Here is a 16883-nt window from a genome sequence, read left to right as displayed (position 1 = left end):
AGGTTTATGCCTCAGCCTTATGCATGCGATAGCCCAAGCCACGAATGGTCTTAATCATCTGGCTGCCAATTTTTTTACGCAGCTGATAGATAAACACTTCAATCGCATTACTTTCAATTTCATCGCCCCAGGCATACAGCGATTCTTCCAGCTGTTCACGGGTGACAATATGTTCAGGCTGCTGCATCAACTTGTATAGAATCTGAAATTCTTTCGCAGTCAGATTAATAGCTTGACCCGCTTTAGTCAGGGTTTTGGCTTGAGTGTCCAGACTGAGATCCTGCCAGTACAGGATATGATTGAGTGTTTGCTGCTTCTGTCTGAGCTGGGCACGTACCCGGGCCGAAAGCTCTTCCAGACTAAAAGGTTTCACCAGATAGTCATTGGCGCCTAAATCCAGACCTTCAACCCGGTCATCAATACTGTCTTTGGCCGTAATAAAAATCACCGGCGTATCTTGATGTTGGCTGCGCAAAATTTTCAGAATGTCATCTCCAGTGGCATTCGGCAGGCCACGATCCAGCAGAATACAGTCATATTTATGCTGCTCAATCGCTAGGATCGCATGATCACCACGCTCTACCCGATCAATCACATAACCGTCCATTTCCAGCCAAGTCTGGATACTGTCTGCCTGAGACTGATCATCTTCCGCCAAAAGAATACGCATATTCTGCTCCGTTTGCTTCCTTGTTCTATCTTGCCTTGAAAAAGTTCCAGACTCAAAAAACCACATGCTTTTTGGTAACTTGCATGTGGTTTTTTGTCGCTGTGTTCAAATTGATTTCAGCAAATCAGGCGATATTAGAAACGAACCTGATCAACCTCAATTTCAACACGTTTTGCCGGTTTATAATCAATGTCGATTTCACCTGTGATGATTACCGGTGTTTTGGCTGAAATCGGTTTGCCTTGCCAAAGTTCATCATCAATCTCAACAGTAATAGTTCCTGTGCTGTCTCGGAACTGGTATTTTTCATCACCGACCGCTTTCACGACATAACCTTTAAGCTGAACCTTACTGTCATCTTTCATGGCCAGTGCCTGTTTGACTGTGGTCGATTTAGCAAAAGCAGCCTGATTCACAGCAGTGTCGCTACTTGCTATCGTAGCCGTCGCGATAGAACCCATCAATGCAGCTGCCAAAACCGTATTTATCATCATTTTCATCGCAATTACCTCTTTAAAGTCTTGCCTTGTTTCGATGATGCTATTAAAACAGCCGAAGATGAATTGAATCTTAAGATTGCTTCATTTTCAAAATTAATTTAAGGGCACAACTCTCAGGACTTCTTCAAGCGTGGTCACACCTTCCAGAATCTTGCGTGCCCCGGCAATTCTGAGCGGCTCTACCCCTTCTTTTTTAGCCTGCTGACGCAGCTGGTTCAGGTTGGCATCGGCACCAATCAGCTGTTTGGTGGTCAGACTCAATGGCATAAACTCATAAATCCCGATACGGCCTTTATAGCCGGTATGCCGGCATTCTTCGCAGCCCACCGCCTTAAAGACAAATTCCGGTCGCGGCAAAGGATAATCCGTAGCTAGATGCTGCCATTCCTGTTCATTCAGGAAGCTTTCCTGTTTGCAGTGCGGACACAGCTTACGTACCAGACGTTGAGCCAGAACACCCAAGATGGTTGCTGCTGTCAAAAATGGCTGTACGCCCAGATCATGCAGACGGGTCAGACTCGACGGCGCATCGTTGGTATGTAAAGTTGAGAGAACCAGGTGACCGGTCAATGCGGCCTGAATCGCCATATTGGCAGTGTCCTGATCACGGATCTCCCCGACCATGATAATGTCCGGATCTTGACGCATCAGTGCGCGCACGCCGTCAGCGAAGCCAAGATCGATACCATTATTGACCTGCATTTGGTTAAAGCTGGGTTCCAGCATCTCGATCGGGTCTTCAATGGTACAGACGTTGACCTGTTCAGTCGCCAGCTGCTTCAAGGTTGAATAAAGCGTAGTAGTTTTACCGGAACCGGTTGGGCCGGTCACCAGAATAATACCATGACTGTGACTGGTGAGATTATTCCAGTCATTGAGCAAATGGCCTTCAAAACCGAGTTGCTGGAAGCTTCTCACCAGCACTTCCGGATCGAAAATACGCATCACCAGTTTTTCACCAAAGGCGGTCGGCAAGGTCGACAGACGCAGTTCAGTTTCCTGTCCTTTAGGTGTCCGGGTTTTCAGGCGGCCATCCTGTGGCTTACGTTTTTCCGCCACATTCATCCGGCCCAGAATCTTGATTCGGGAAATGACGGTGGTCAATGTATTGGCCGGCATGTTGTAAATCGTATGCAGCACCCCATCAATCCGGAAACGGATCTTGCCGGTGTCTTTACGCGGTTCCATGTGAATATCACTGGCGCCCTGCTCAAAGGCAAATTGCAGCACCCAGTCCACCAGTTTGACAATATGCTGGTCATTGGCATCCGGATTCTGGGAATCGCCCAATTGCAGCAAGGCTTCGACGCCCTTATTTTCCCGGTCATAGGCAGACGATTTTTGTGAACCACTGACTGCGCGACTGACCTGGTAATATTCTGTAATATAACGTTGTAACTGTTCCGGATTCAGTAATACCCGTTGTATTTTTTTCGGGGAAATATTCTGCTCGAGATTCGACACCCATTCGGTTTTATAAGGCTGATCCGTAGCGATCAGAACTTTGTCTGCCTGAATTTCTACTGCCAGAATACGGTTACGTAATGCATATTCTTGCGACATGACATGGGTCAATGCCTGTACATCAGCTTTAAGCGGATCAATGATATAGAACATCAATCCGGTTTTTTCTGCCAGCCATTGACATAAACGGTTCAGGGTCAGCGTTGTTTGAGGATGAGATTGATCGACCAGATTAAAATTGGCAATCCACTGTAAAGGGTGCCATTTTAATTGTTCACGTTGCCGATGAGTGGTTTGTACCAGCATTCGGTCGCGCTCACTGATTTTACCGTCTTTAAAGAGTTGGTCTAGACACCATGCCGTATCAATTTCAAAGTCAAATTTCATTATTATCAGTCCCCAAACTTGCCTCCACTATAACAAGTTTTTGCAGTTTTTCGCATGCTCCCGACCTATCGAATGTACGTTTCTATTTCAATCTCAAAAAGAAAGTAAAGAATGGATTTGATCACTACTGCAACATTTTTGATCTATGCAAACCTGATCTCATCACATATATTTTTAAATAATCAACTCTTAGCTTGCTGAGGTCACAGATGGATTTGACTGCGGTTCCCCTGCATGCGCATTCTTTTCATGAACTGCTCACGATACTCACCTCGGCATTGGGCTGCGGCCTATTGATTGGTCTGGAGCGGGAACGGCATAAACAACGTGAGCAGCAACCGAGTTTTGCCGGCTTACGTTCCTTTGCGATCTGTGCTTTATTGGGCGCACTGTGTTTCCTGTTTGGAATCGTGATTGCTGTAATAGGTGCTTTGATCGTGGGTGGCATGGTCATTTTATCCATAAAAAATCAGCCAGATGACCCGGGCATTACCACAGAGCTTGCATTTGTGATGACCTATTTTATTGGCGCCATGTGTTTGTGGAATATTTCTCTGGCAGCCGGTCTTTCCGTGCTCTTAACCGGTATTTTGATGGCCAAACATACCATGCACAATATTGCCGGGAAATGGATTAAAGAAGCCGAGTTCAGGGATGGACTGTTATTACTGGCCTTGATTTTGATTGGTCTACCGCTTACTCCTGACCGACCTTTCTGGGGTGAAGTGCTTAACCCTTATCTTATTCTCAAATTACTGACCTTAATTTTAGTGGTACAAGCTCTGGCGCATATTGCGAAACGCTTTTTCTCGACTAAAAATGCCCTGATGCTGTCCTCTATTGCTTCCGGTTTTGTTTCCAGTACAGCCACCATCGCTCAGTTAGGTTTACAGGTCCGTAAAGGTGAAATGGATGCACGATCGAATGCCGGCGCCGCACTGATGTCCTGTATCTCGACCATCGTACTGCTATTGATTGTGGTTGGAGGGATATCATGGAGCTGGCTGAAAATCCTGCTTTTGCCCTCTTTAGTTGCCCTAATCCTTCTGGCAGCCTGTGCGTTTTTATTATTGCGCAAGGCAAAACCTGCGCCGAGCATGGAATCATCAGACAGCCAGATGTTTAGCTTAAAAGAAGCTGTGATTATTGCAGTCACATTAACATTGATTCAGGCTGGAGTTTACGGACTGGAGGTCTGGCTCGGGGATGCCGGCTTACTGGCCGGGACCTTACTCGCCTCTCTGTTCGAGATTCATGCCGCGATGGCGAGTGTCGTCGTTCAAGGTGATCCCTCCAATATGCGTCTGATTTATGCCCTGCTTTTAGGTCTGGGTGCTCATGCCCTGGCCAAATCAGCCAATGCCGCTTTGACCGGTGGCTGGAAGTTTGTACTTTATTTTGCACCGGTGCAGATTTTACATATGGCGGTGTTGATTGGGGTTTTGTGGTGGATGGTCTTTTAATTATTAAATATTTCTAACTAATTAATTTTTATATTTTTACTAGGTTTTATTTCAATATTTTATAGCTATAATGGGCTGGCTTTACTTTTAAAAAACAATTGAATTAATATAATTTTTATAGGGTATTTATGAAATTTAAGACTTTATCATTCGCAATTTTTAGTGCATTCATGTTAAGTGCATGTGGCGGAGGTTCATCTTCTGAATCATCAAATGAAGGCACAGGCACAGGCACAGGCACAGGCACAGGCAGTCTTGAACTTAGCACACCCTCATTTCAACAATGGACTACATTTTTCATTGATGAATATTCTGATTCAACTTTAGATTATGAAATTGAGCAAAGTACTTTTGATCAAGGAAATTTATACTTTAAAGTTGAAGAAACCACAGGTTGGGATGAAAGCGATACATTCTCTTTAACCGAGAATGGATTATATGATACAGGCAATATCCATACTAAATATGGACAGTTAAATGGAGTAATAAGAACAAATGCTACTACATGGCAACTAGCACCATACTCCTCTATTAACTCAAAAGATCTTCAAACGACCATTAAATTTAAAGAAATTGATATTAGTGGTAAAAATATTGCTCCACTACTTAGTCCTATTAATTATTTAACACTTAAATATAATTTACTTGATACCTATACAATGGGGGAATTAGGTGAAAAATTTTATACCTTAACAAGTGATGCAAAATTCCCAGCAAACTCAAAATGTATTCAATTTCAAGATATTTCAAATTCAAAAGAATATATTGAGCTATATAAATATTCACTTGAAGAAGATATACAAGATTACTTAAAAACAGAATGGGCCAATGTATCTACCGATGGTAAAAACTATTCTAAAAAAACCTTTAAAGACGCAATTGCTTATTTAGATCTCCGAGAAGATCAGCAATGGGGTCTCGCAGAATATAAAAGTAAATATTATGAAGTGGATTATCATCCAGCAGGAAAAGAATATGATTTCAAAAACTTGCTATCAGAACTTCAAAGTTTGATAACTTCTGCAAAAGATAATAATGAGAAACAATTTCGCCAAGAACTTTATAACTTAACTCAAAATGCATGCAATGCATTTAACGATGTCGCTTCAAATGAAATTAGAAAACAAATGAATAACGTGACCAGTAAATAATTTTTATCATTTGTCTTGGTTAGTAGCTAAATCATTCAAGAAATACAGGAACTTAAAGTTCCTGTATTTTCACCTTGTTACCAACTATTTTAAACTTCACATCTAAATCAGCAAACTTCATTCCATACACCCGCTCTTCATCTTCCTGATACGCTGGCCTTGGATCTAGAGATAAGACAGCTTCCAGTTCCTGAATAGTCTGCACAGAAATTTTTCCATTTCCTAGTAATTGTTGCTTTTGCTGCTCCGCTTCATCGCTCCAGATGACGGTTTTACGTGATGGTTCATCCTGCGCATAACCACTTTGTGCTTCAATGATGGCATCCGAATATTGAATATAAGGTTTGATATCCATAATTGGCGTACCATCAAGCAAGTCACTCCCCGTGACATACACCCGAACATGCTTGCCCACCTTTTTCACTTCTTTGAGTTTGACCACAGATAAACCAATCGGTGATGGACGATACATGCTGCGCGTGGCAAACACGCCTATTTTCTTGTTACCGCCCAAACGCGGCGGACGGACTTGTGGACGAAACTGGCTGCTGTGCTGGTTTTTATTGTCATGAAATTGCCAGATCAGCCAAAGATGACTAAATTCCTCAATCCCCTCGAAGGCGAGCAGATCATTATAAGGCCCGACCATTTCAATATAACTTTCGACCTGAACCAGATTCGGCTGACGAGGAATGCCAAATTTTTCTTTATAGGGAGAACGCATATAACCAATAATCGGCAGCGCAAGTTCAGTCATCATCACTTTTTTTGATAAGCTCAATTAAATATATTCAGTTTATCGAGAATGAATTTAGATTAGAATAGCAAGCTGTTCTAATTTGATAATTTATTGAGACCTTTAATGGCTGCTTTTAACGTCGAAAAGATTACTCACGTCCACCACTGGAATGATACTTTATTCTCTTTTAAAACGACTCGTGACACTGCTTTGCGTTTTAAAAACGGTCAGTTTGTAATGATCGGCCTTGAAGTCAATGGCAAGCCGTTAATGCGCGCATATTCAATTGCAAGCGCCAACTACGAAGAAGAGTTAGAATTTTTCTCAATTAAAGTGCCTGATGGTCCACTGACTTCGATTTTACAGAAAGTAAAAGTCGGCGATGACATTTTGGTTTCTAAAAAGCCAACAGGTACATTGGTACTTGATGACTTGAATCCAGGTAAAAATCTTTACCTGCTTTCTTCTGGTACTGGTCTTGCACCGTTCCTGTCGACTATTCGCGATCCTGAAACTTACGAGCGTTTTGAAAAGATTATCGTAGTTCACGGTACCCGTTTCATTTCAGAACTGGCTTATCAAGATTTGATCCTGAATGAAGTGCCAAATCATGAATTCTTCTCTGAACTCGGCGCGAAAGAAAAATTGGTATATTACCCAACCGTAACCCGTGAAGAATATCCAAACCAAGGTCGTGTTACGACTGCGATTGAAACCGGCGAACTGTTTGAAAAAATCGGTCTGCCACGTTTCAACCCGGAAACTGACCGTGCCATGTTATGTGGTAGCCCGGCATTCCTAGATGACGTTGCTGCGCTTCTTGACCAACACGGTCTGAAAGAATCTCCAAAAATGGGCGTTCTAGGTGACTACGTGATTGAACGTGCATTTGTAGAAAAATAAGATTTGCTAAACTAAAAAACCGGACTTTTAAGTCCGGTTTTTTATTGGAACCATCACTAAATAATTAACGATCGCGACCTTCCTGGTTTGCAGAACCTGAACAGCCTGCGCCACCTGCAATGATGAAACCCGTTTGCGCTTTACATGAACCAATCATACGGCCATGAGAGTCAAATGTAGTTACTGACGATGCACAGCCCGTCAATACAACAGTCGCTACAAGTGCAATAAGTGTTGATAATTTCATGATATTCCCCTTTATTATTTACGGTTTTAAATTAATCTGATTTTGGCTTGGTGGCGTTGGTAACAGGCCTGTATTCGCATCTGGCGTATTGTAATTCACACCTAAGGCATCGCCTGAACCACTACAATGTGCACTTGCGGTCGAAAGTAGGCCACGCGTCGCCATACATGAACCGATGATTTTTCCTGTTGCATCATAAGTCACGACTTTGGAACTACAAGCGGCTAGCCCCGATATTGCCAATATTGAAAAAATTTTAATTAAATTCACATTAACCCTCGCACGATGCAAAAAACTAAATTATTAAAATTTATGTATATTTTCTGAATTTCGCCAGAGATTCTAATTTAATTTGTTTATTTGTAAAGCTTTATTTTTCAAATATTATAAAAATGGAAATAAATAAAAAGCTGCCCTGCAGGACAGCTTTAAATATAAAAATTAGCTGGATTTATGTTTAAGTGATCTTTCTTCCAGAGACTGCTTAATCACTTGATAACCGGATGTGATGCCGAGTGTAGCGATAATTACAGCCACAATAATATCCGGCCAAAGACTGCCTGTACCAAATACGCCTACGGCTGCCAAGATGACCGCAAAGTTGCCAATTGCATCATTACGACTACAGAGCCAGACCGACCGCATATTGGAATCACCTTCACGAAAAGCATAAAGAATTGCTGCTGTAAATACATTCGCTACTAAGGCCAGCACGCCAATCAGGCCCATTGTCAGTGCTTCAGGTGAAATGCCTTGCAGATAGGCGTAAATCACTTTGCCAATCACCACCAGACCAAACAACGCCATGGTCATTCCCTTTACCGAAGCGACTGTTGCCCGCCAATACAGACTTGCACCTAGTACAGCTAAAGAAATCCCGTAATTGACGGCATCACCAAAGAAATCTAGCGCGTCTGCCCATAAGGCCGATGAATGTGCATATGCACCGCCGATCAACTCCACTACAAATAAAGTGAAGTTTACCAGCAAGGCAATCCATAGCGCTGTTCTAAATTTGCTGTTGGGCTTGATGGGTGCCGGTTCAGGACTACAACTACAGGCCATATAACTCCCCCGATGATTTTTTATCTAAAATACGATAAATTGATTAGAAACTATGGACTAACTCTAAGGTCAAGCATGAGGGCGATATGTCAGTTTATTTGATTTCAGAAATGTCGAAAAAGACTGGTCTAAGCACCGATACCTTACGCTTTTATGAGAAAAAAGGTTTTATCCAGCCGAATTTTCGAGCAAGTAATCAGTATCGCTATTATGGTGAAGACGCATTAAAAAGACTGCTTTTTATCAAGCGTTGCCGTGCCTTGGACATGTCATTAAAAGAGATTGAAACCCTGATTCAACTTGAACAAAATCCGGAGCAGGACTGCTGTGCCGTAAACCAGTTGATTGATCAGCATATTCTGGATATTTCAAATAAAATTAAAGAATTACAAGTATTGGAGCAGCAGCTGATTGCCCTTCAGCAAAGCTGTAATACCCCGACAACGATCGATCATTGCCAGATTCTAAAAACGCTTGAAAACCCTGAAAATGATTGAGTATTGAAGACATTTTATGGAGGATTCCCTACTTAAAATAAAACCTGGTTTTAGATCCAAATCGCGTATTTCCGAGTGATTTACTAGGTTGAATCCAGATTCCAGATGATTAGAATAAAGACGTACTTTTCTTATGTCTTTCGATTTCATCATGAGCATCATCCCCGTTACCGAACTTCTCTCACCTGCTGGCTCACTCAAAAATATGCGCTATGCTTTTGCTTATGGTGCAGATGCAGTCTATGCTGGCCAGCCACGCTATAGCCTGCGTGTTCGTAATAATGAATTTGACCATGACAATTTAGCGCTTGGCATCAAAGAAGCGCACGAAATAGGCAAAAAATTCTATGTGGTGGTCAATATCCAGCCGCATAACTCCAAACTGAAAAATTTTATTCGTGACTTGGAACCTGTGGTCGCGATGCAGCCGGATGCGCTGATCATGTCCGATCCAGGACTGATCATGCTGGTGCGTGAACATTTTCCAGAGATGGATATTCATCTCTCTGTTCAGGCCAATGCCGTGAACTGGGCAACTGTGAAATTCTGGAAAAACATGGGGCTGACCCGTGTGATTCTGTCACGTGAACTGTCGATTGAAGAAATTGCAGAAATCAAACAGCAAGTGCCAGATATGGAGATTGAAGTCTTTGTTCATGGCGCACTGTGCATGGCCTACTCTGGCCGTTGTATGCTGTCTGGCTATATGAACAAACGTGATGCCAATCAGGGGGCCTGCACCAATGCCTGCCGCTGGGAATATAAAGTTCTGGATGCCAAGGAAGATGAAACCGGTGATGTCATTCCAGTAAAAAATCTGGATTCAGGCTGCTGCTCAAAAGATGCCGACGAAGAACACATGCAAGAACAACATCAGTTTGATGAGCCTGTGCTATTGCAGCGGAATGATGAAGATATGTTTGCTGCTGAAGAAGATGAACATGGCACTTATTTCATGAATTCTAAAGATCTGCGTGCAGTCCAGCATGTAGAACGCCTAACCAAAGTAGGTGTACATTCACTGAAAATTGAAGGCCGGACCAAGTCTTATTTCTATTGCGCCCGTACTGCTCAAATTTACCGTAAAGCGATTGATGATGCGTTGGCGGGTAAACCTTTTGATCCATCACTGATGACACAATTGGAAGGCTTAGCGAATCGTGGTTATACCGAAGGTTTCCTACGCCGCCATGTGCATAGTGAATATCAGAATTATGAACATGGTTCTTCCAGTTTTGATCATCAAATTTTCTGTGGCGAAGTGCTGGAGCGTAATGGAGATTACATCAAGATCGATGTGAAAAACCGTTTTATCGTCGGTGACTCACTCGAACTGATGACGACTAAAGGCAATATCACTTTCACTTTAACCGAAATGAAAGACAAAAAAGGTAATCTGATCGAAGATGCCAAAGGTTCAGGTCACATCGTCGAGATTCCGGTTCCGGCAGATGTTGATATGCAATATGCCCTGCTGATTCGTAATCTGCCAAGCTCAACTGCGGATATTTCGGCATCTTCACTGGCTTATCAAGCGAGTTAAATATGGCACTGCTAATTACCGACAAATGCATCAATTGCGATATGTGTTTACCGGAATGCCCAAATGACGCGATTTATGAGGGTGCGAAAGTTTATGAAATTGATGTGAACCGTTGTACAGAATGCGTCGGTTTTTATGAGCATCAGACCTGTGTAGATGTCTGTCCGATTGAATGCATTGTTCCACATCCGGAGTATCGGGAAACACAAGAACAATTACTGGAAAAATTTAAGGGTTTGAACTTATTTAAATCTTAAAAATGAAGCGATGGAATAAACATTGCTTTATATAAAAACAACCTTGGGGAAAGTATAAAAATAAGGGTTGAAAACAAAAACTGTGCAGAGGAAAGGAACAGCTGAAAGTGCGTGGGGACACTTTTGGCTGATCCAATAATAAATATAAAAAAAGGAACTCGGGTGTTAGCGTCCTGAGTTCCTATAAAGCGATAATAATGTATTTATAAGATATAGCACCTCGGTTTTGGGGAACCGAGGTGCTATTTTTTTTACTGCCCAGAACGGATGATGTAATCAAAAGCAGACAGTGATGCCTTGGCACCTTCACCGGTCGCAATGATGATCTGCTTGTAAGGCACTGTGGTACAGTCACCTGCTGCAAATACACCTTTGACATTGGTTTCGTTGCGGTCGTTAATCACAATCTCGCCACGGTTGGTCAGCTCAACTTGGGTTTCTTTCAGGAAGTCCGTATTTGGCAACAAACCGATTTGCACGAAGATCCCCGCCAGCTCAACCACATGCTCTTCATCCGTAGCACGGTCTTTGTATTTCAGTGCAGTCACTTGTGAACCATCACCAACCACTTCCGTAGATAAAGCATTTTTGATCACGGTGGTATTCGGCAAGCTGTTCAGTTTATCTTGCAACACCTGATCCGCACGCAGCTTGGTATCAAATTCCACCAGCGTTACATGTTCAACAATCCCTGCCAGATCAATCGCAGCTTCAACACCCGAGTTACCGCCACCAATCACGGCTACACGCTTGCCTTTGAACAGTGGGCCATCACAGTGCGGGCAGTATGCCACACCACGGGTTTTGTATTCCTGTTCACCTGGAACATTCATCTCTCTCCAGCGTGCACCAGTCGAAAGAATCACGGTTTTCGACTCCAGTCTGGCACCATTCTCTAAAGTCACTTCCACCAGACCATTGGCCGTTGCATCCGCACCTTTGATATTAGAGACACGTTGCAGGTTCATGATGTCGACACCATATTCACGCACGTGGGCTTCCATCTCGGCTGCAAACTTCGGACCTTGAGTTTTTTGTACAGACGTAAAGTTTTCGATGTCCATGGTATCCATGACCTGACCGCCCATGCGTTCAGCCACGATCCCGGTTTTAATGCCTTTACGTGCTGCATAGATCGCAGAAGTATTCCCTGCAGGACCACCACCGATCACCAGGACATCAAAGGCATCTTTGGCATTCAGCTTTTCCGCATCTTTGGTAGCGGCATTGCTGTCCAACTTGGCAATGATTTCTTCCAGCGTCATACGACCCTGACCTATATGCTGGTTGTCCTGGAACACCATCGGCACCGCCATGATTTTGCGTTCTTCTACTTCTTCCTGGAAGAAAGCCCCATCAATCATGGTCGCTGTAGTGCCTGGGTTATAGATGGCGATCAGGTTAAGTGCCTGAACCACATCCGGACAGTTATGGCAGCTTAAAGAGACGAACACATCAAAGTTAGATTGAACACCCAGGCTCTTGATATTCGCCAAAACTTCATCAGAGACTTTTGGTGCATAACCTGAAGTTTGCAGCAATGCCAGAATCAGCGAAGTGAATTCATGGCCCATTGGCAAGCCTGCAAAGAATACACGTGGTTCCTCACCAGCTTTTGCAATCCCGAAACTTGGCGCACGTGCATTGGTCCCGTCAAAGCGTGCAGTGACCAGGTCAGACAGTGCAGCCACTTCGGACACCAGTTCCTGGATTTTGGCTGATTTGTCAGAGCCATCCAAAGTCGCCACCAGTTCAATCGGGCCTTCTAGGCGTTCTAATAAGGTTTTAAGTTGGGCTGAAGTATTTTGATCTAACATTGCTAACGTCTCCAAAGGAGTAAATGTTTATTTGATAACAGGATATTAAATGAATTGAATAAATAGGTAAAACAGTTTGTTTTTATTTTATTGATCGGTATTTTAGATTATTAATCCAGTTATAGACTTTATGCTGCCTTGTTTTTATTTTTGGGCTATATAGAGCAAGTTGAATAGGTTGTCTTAAAAATAGCGTTGAAATTCCATCAAAAAATGCTCCCTATTCAGGAGCATTTTGGAAAATTAATGAATGCGCTGTTCGATACGGAGTAATCGGCCCTTGATTGAATTGGCCAAGAAAAACAAGATTAGACTGAGCAGTGCCGATAAAATGGCAACACTAATAATGACCAGATTAGTGATCTGGCTCAACTGATCCGCCTGTTGCACCTGCGTATTTACACTCTTGGCGACCGGTGTCATCGCTTGACCATAGACTTGTTGCTGCATGGTCCAGATTTGTCCAGGCTTGAAACCATATTGTTCAAATTTAGGATCCTGTTTTTCTGCCTCAACCAATTTTAAAACATAGGGTTTTGCGGCAGATAAATCTTGCGGCTTATGCAGCAATGCCGTTTGCGCCAATAAATAAGACTTTACTGGTGCAGCAATCTCTGAATCGGCCAGATAACGGGCGATTTCACTGTCATTGATATTGCTGTCGTAATACACCACTTGCTGATAAGCATCATCCCGATCATTACGTAGATCATGCTGCCAGTAAGTCAATCCTGACCAGATCACGATAAAAGCAATCAGCCAGGCGACAAATTTCAGCACAAAAGACTGAAAGCGAACATAAAAGAAACGCAACTTTTTCAGTAAGCCAATCACAAAAAATGCACCGATGAAAGAGGCAAAAATTTTAATAATCAGCCAGCCAAACCAGCTCAGCAAACTAAAAAAATAATCCGGACTATCACCAATGCTGGCCAGTGTGGCATCTACACTGACCGGCAAATGCAACTGCTGTACTTGAGTACTCAGGCCAAAAAAGCCATAGACCAGTTCCTGCTGGAAAAATAGGCTGATCAATGAGGCTATAAATACGGTAGAAGTAGTCAAACCCAATAGCATCAAATTGCGTTGACGTTTCTTGAGTGCAACTACCCCCTGCTTGATGTCCTGAGGCTTAACGGCGTATTCATCTAAGGGCGGCAATCTCTACTCCTTCTTACAGATTTTGGCCTTACCTGATTTAGTTGGGCTTGGATCCACTGGTACTTGATTCAATCACCAAATGATTCAGATTATCCTGCAAAGCTTTCAAACGCACGGTTGCTTCTGTGCGTTTTTGTACACCTTCTTTCTGAATCTGAATCACATCATTTACAGTTTTAATGAGGGTGTTTTGCACATGTTCAAGCGTTTCAATGTCAATCACCGAGCGTTGATTGGCTTTAGCCGTATCAACCGAGTTCTGATGTAACAGGTCAGCATTACGGCGCAGCAGCTCGTTGGTAGCATCATCAATGGTATTGGCCAGCTGTACACTGTTCTTCTGTTCACTCAACGAAATCGCCAGACTGATCTGGTTTTTCCACGCCGGTAAAGTAATGTTTTTGATCGCATAGAACTTGTCGACCAACATCAGGTTATTCGACTGGATAATCCGGATCATTGGCAAGGTCTGCATCGCAGATTGCTGCAATACCTGTAAATCACTGACACGTTTTTCCAGATTATTGGCCAGATGGTTCAGGTCATAAATTTTCTGGGTGGTGCTCTGATCTTGCGGCAAGGCGGTTAAAGTGGAAATTTCCTGCTGCAGCTCCTGTTCGCGTAAACGGCCTGCGGCGATATGTACCCCGAGCTGTTTATATTCATCCTGTACCCCGTCAAACATTTTATCCAGGGTATCAACACGTGCTTTCAAACCGGATTGCGAGGTTTCAATCTCTTTCACCAGTACATCTAGCTGCTCTTTAGTGGTATTGAAATGCGCATCAAAGTTATCTTTTGCACCTTTGAATTTGCTAATGATATTGCCAAAAAAACCCGAACTTTTCTTTTTATTGAGAATACTGCTGGTATTCAGCTGCTGAGCCACCTGTACCACCTGATTCAGCTTCTGTCCTGTCGCATCCAGATCTCTATTTTGCACCAGATTCAGTAATTCATCGGTATAGGTCGAAGTTTTGGTCGCAATATTTTTGCCATATTCAGCCACGCTGTTATGACTCATGTTCTGCAACTCTTTACGTGCAGCCAGCACCTCCTGAAAGTCAGCAGGCTGTAAGCCCAGTTCTTTCAGGTCCATTTGCTGGAATTTTTGTTCGACCAGTTCATTCGAGCTTTCAACAGGTAAATTTACTAAATCAGACTTGGTCATAGTTCACCTTATATTGTTATGTTTTCGAGGGTTTCTCGAGGGATTTTTTTAACGTTTTAATCAGACTCTCACGGCTATTATCAAGTTTTTCCAGATCACTTGTCGAGTGTTTCGTCTGGCTTTGTTTGACATGATATTGCCAGGCCGGAATCAAGACCTGCTGTGCTTCCTTAAAGCGATCCAGCAGGCTAAAGGAAAGCTGCTGCGAAAGCTGCATCTGGGTAATGGCGATGTCATTACTGCTTTGCAAGGTACGTAAGGTATTAATTTTCTTGGAGAGGCGTTCTGAAAAATTATCCAAGGGATGCTGGTTTTTGACGAATAGCGGATATTCAGACAGAAACTCGTCTGCTGCGACAATGTGCTTGGCCATCTGTTCGCGCAACCCCAAAAGCTGCTGAAAACGCGACTGCGATTTCTGGATTTCAATCTGTAATTTACGGCTTAAATGATCGGCCTGGTCTAGCAGACGGTCCAGCCGTTGATAATATTCCACCTGACTTGAGCCATAATCCAGATCGATGCCCAGCCATTTTTGTAGGGCATTAAATTTACGTTTTTTCAGATATTTTTTAGATTCCGCCAAGGCATGAATCAATTGCTCAATGGTCTGGCTTAACTGTTGGGTCAAGTGCGGATCTACACCATTCAATAAAACGGACTGTGCCTGAATCAAAGCGTCTGCATAATGATTCAGCCCATATTGATTATCCAGTACAGGCACAAGCTCATTACGCTTAATCGCCAGAATTTCCTCTCGATCAAGCATCATGTCAGTCAAGGCAGGTAGAGCTTCAAAGCGCGACATGGTTGAGGCGATATCCTTTAAAAAAGTGAAACAAAGAAATTTTGAACATCTTCGAATGTAGCAAAAAAACAGACCGCGTTGTGTATATTTATCCAGGAATTCGTTACATCACTTTAACTAAATCCATGTTTTATCTTTATTTTAATGATGATTTTGGCAATAGAATCCAATTGCAGAGATAAATGGCTACATAGCATTTTGAGAATTATTTAACTTTAAGCATTTAGAACTTTAGAATTTATTTAATCTGATCTAAACGCTTAAAACATCAGGTTTTACTTAAAATCCATATACAAAAAAAGCCATATTGCTATGGCTTTCAAGGATGATCCAACGCTGGCTTAAAGATAATCCCCTTCGCTCTCCGGCTGAAACAGCACTTTTTCGATGGTCACTTTCATCGTATGACCATCTGGTTGTGGCCATTCAATGGTTTGACCTTCCGCTAAGCCCAAAATGGCGGCGCCTATCGGTGCGATCACATTGACCTGTCCCTTTTCACCCTTAAACTCATGCGGGTAAACCAGTGTCACCTCAACCGGCTCTGGTGAAGGTGCAATCGTCAACAGTACACGTGAATGCATGGTCACGATATTGCTTGCGATTTCTTTTGGCTCAACTACTTCGGCACGTGCCAGTTCATCCTCTAAGCGGATCATGGTTTCGCTCAGCTTGCTCTGGTTCTCCAGCATCGTTTCCAGACGCTGCAAATCCTGCTCAGATAAAATAATGTTGGGTTTAGTCATCCTTATTACCTTGTTTAATGCATAAATGAAAAATTAATCAATCAACCGCCAGCAGCATTTTTAAATACAGGATTTACCCATCTTCAAATGATACCGATCCATATAACGTCTAAATAAAAAGAATGATGTCATTCACAGCGCTTATATCAGCACCACCTTACAGTAACATGGGATTCACTCAAGCGCTTCATCTACCATGATCTTCAGCTCAATAACCTATTAGTTTTGAAGTGTCAGGTTCTGAAAATAATTCCTGTAAATAATTTCAAGCAAAGTGTGCAACGAATGCATCCA

General features: G+C 42.8%; 18 protein-coding genes. 6 read left to right on the top strand and 12 right to left on the bottom strand.

All coding sequences use genetic code 11. The features are described 5' to 3' along the window. Positions 1-4: 4 nt before the first annotated feature. From NI462_RS00625 to tfpB, 3 genes are all read right to left on the bottom strand, one after another. Positions 5-670: a response regulator transcription factor gene (locus tag NI462_RS00625; RefSeq protein ID WP_180181173.1), complete on the bottom strand. Its 666-nt coding sequence runs from the start codon at positions 668-670 to the stop codon at positions 5-7. Between the two features lie 134 nt (positions 671-804). Continuing rightward, positions 805-1170, bottom strand: a complete 366-nt coding sequence (locus NI462_RS00620; protein ID WP_004645581.1) for a NirD/YgiW/YdeI family stress tolerance protein — start codon at positions 1168-1170, stop codon at positions 805-807. Positions 1171-1263: 93 nt separating this feature from the next. Further along, positions 1264-3021, bottom strand: coding sequence for a type IV pilus assembly ATPase TfpB (gene tfpB, locus NI462_RS00615; protein WP_253158688.1), 1758 nt, complete (start codon positions 3019-3021; stop codon positions 1264-1266). A gap of 209 nt (positions 3022-3230) precedes the next feature. On the opposite strand from tfpB, the gene NI462_RS00610 reads away from it, so the two are divergent. Together NI462_RS00610 and NI462_RS00605 are read left to right on the top strand one after the other, a co-directional pair. After that, entirely contained in the window at positions 3231-4484 is a 1254-nt protein-coding gene (locus tag NI462_RS00610) for an MgtC/SapB family protein (protein WP_253158686.1), read from the top strand. Positions 4485-4612: 128 nt separating this feature from the next. Then, the gene (locus NI462_RS00605; protein ID WP_253158684.1) at positions 4613-5635 is read left to right on the top strand and encodes a hypothetical protein; all 1023 of its coding nucleotides are present in this window, start codon (positions 4613-4615) and stop codon (positions 5633-5635) included. Positions 5636-5687: 52 nt separating this feature from the next. Here NI462_RS00605 and tsaA read toward each other — a convergent pair whose 3' ends face one another. After that, positions 5688-6392 (bottom strand): tRNA (N6-threonylcarbamoyladenosine(37)-N6)-methyltransferase TrmO, encoded by a 705-nt coding sequence (gene tsaA / locus NI462_RS00600; RefSeq protein ID WP_253158682.1) that lies wholly within the window; start codon positions 6390-6392, stop codon positions 5688-5690. A gap of 105 nt (positions 6393-6497) precedes the next feature. On the opposite strand from tsaA, the gene NI462_RS00595 reads away from it, so the two are divergent. Continuing rightward, entirely contained in the window at positions 6498-7277 is a 780-nt protein-coding gene (locus NI462_RS00595; RefSeq protein WP_004279005.1) for a ferredoxin--NADP reductase, read from the top strand. Positions 7278-7341: 64 nt separating this feature from the next. On the opposite strand, the gene NI462_RS00590 is transcribed toward NI462_RS00595, so the two are convergent. The 3 genes from NI462_RS00590 to NI462_RS00580 all read right to left on the bottom strand — a co-directional run bounded on the left by NI462_RS00590 (position 7342) and on the right by NI462_RS00580 (position 8589). Next, positions 7342-7524: a YgdI/YgdR family lipoprotein gene (locus NI462_RS00590; RefSeq protein ID WP_253158679.1), complete on the bottom strand. Its 183-nt coding sequence runs from the start codon at positions 7522-7524 to the stop codon at positions 7342-7344. Between the two features lie 18 nt (positions 7525-7542). Further along, complete coding sequence (locus tag NI462_RS00585) at positions 7543-7794, bottom strand: hypothetical protein (protein WP_004279009.1); 252 nt, start codon at positions 7792-7794, stop codon at positions 7543-7545. 171 nt (positions 7795-7965) lie between these two features. After that, the gene (locus tag NI462_RS00580) at positions 7966-8589 is read right to left on the bottom strand and encodes a cation efflux transmembrane domain-containing protein (protein ID WP_253158677.1); all 624 of its coding nucleotides are present in this window, start codon (positions 8587-8589) and stop codon (positions 7966-7968) included. A gap of 86 nt (positions 8590-8675) precedes the next feature. Between NI462_RS00580 and NI462_RS00575 the strand changes: the two genes are divergently transcribed. The 3 genes from NI462_RS00575 to NI462_RS00565 all read left to right on the top strand — a co-directional run bounded on the left by NI462_RS00575 (position 8676) and on the right by NI462_RS00565 (position 10886). After that, positions 8676-9086: a Cd(II)/Pb(II)-responsive transcriptional regulator gene (locus tag NI462_RS00575; RefSeq protein WP_253158675.1), complete on the top strand. Its 411-nt coding sequence runs from the start codon at positions 8676-8678 to the stop codon at positions 9084-9086. 133 nt (positions 9087-9219) lie between these two features. Next, entirely contained in the window at positions 9220-10629 is a 1410-nt protein-coding gene (trhP, locus tag NI462_RS00570) for a prephenate-dependent tRNA uridine(34) hydroxylase TrhP (protein WP_253158673.1), read from the top strand. Between the two features lie 2 nt (positions 10630-10631). Further along, positions 10632-10886, top strand: coding sequence for a YfhL family 4Fe-4S dicluster ferredoxin (locus NI462_RS00565; RefSeq protein WP_004645588.1), 255 nt, complete (start codon positions 10632-10634; stop codon positions 10884-10886). 251 nt (positions 10887-11137) lie between these two features. Here the strand turns inward: NI462_RS00565 and ahpF are convergent, their stop codons facing one another. The 5 genes from ahpF to rnk form a co-directional block, all read right to left on the bottom strand. Further along, on the bottom strand, positions 11138-12703 hold the full coding sequence (ahpF, locus tag NI462_RS00560) for an alkyl hydroperoxide reductase subunit F (RefSeq protein ID WP_253158671.1): 1566 nt from the start codon (positions 12701-12703) through the stop codon (positions 11138-11140). A gap of 243 nt (positions 12704-12946) precedes the next feature. After that, positions 12947-13864, bottom strand: a complete 918-nt coding sequence (locus NI462_RS00555; RefSeq protein WP_253158669.1) for a hypothetical protein — start codon at positions 13862-13864, stop codon at positions 12947-12949. A gap of 37 nt (positions 13865-13901) precedes the next feature. Continuing rightward, positions 13902-15035 carry a toxic anion resistance protein gene (locus tag NI462_RS00550; protein ID WP_005106475.1) on the bottom strand — a complete coding sequence of 378 codons (1134 nt, stop codon included), beginning with the start codon at positions 15033-15035 and terminating at the stop codon, positions 13902-13904. Positions 15036-15051: 16 nt separating this feature from the next. Continuing rightward, positions 15052-15843, bottom strand: a complete 792-nt coding sequence (locus NI462_RS00545) for a hypothetical protein (RefSeq protein ID WP_004645592.1) — start codon at positions 15841-15843, stop codon at positions 15052-15054. A gap of 341 nt (positions 15844-16184) precedes the next feature. Beyond that, the gene (gene rnk, locus NI462_RS00540) at positions 16185-16589 is read right to left on the bottom strand and encodes a nucleoside diphosphate kinase regulator (protein ID WP_253158667.1); all 405 of its coding nucleotides are present in this window, start codon (positions 16587-16589) and stop codon (positions 16185-16187) included. Positions 16590-16883: the final 294 nt, after the last annotated feature.

It is taken from the genome of Acinetobacter lwoffii (genome assembly GCF_024129715.1).
Classification (GTDB): domain Bacteria; phylum Pseudomonadota; class Gammaproteobacteria; order Pseudomonadales; family Moraxellaceae; genus Acinetobacter; species Acinetobacter lwoffii_U.
The sequence above is the reverse complement of the archived record's forward strand: the minus strand, read 5'-3'. Positions and strand labels throughout refer to the sequence as shown.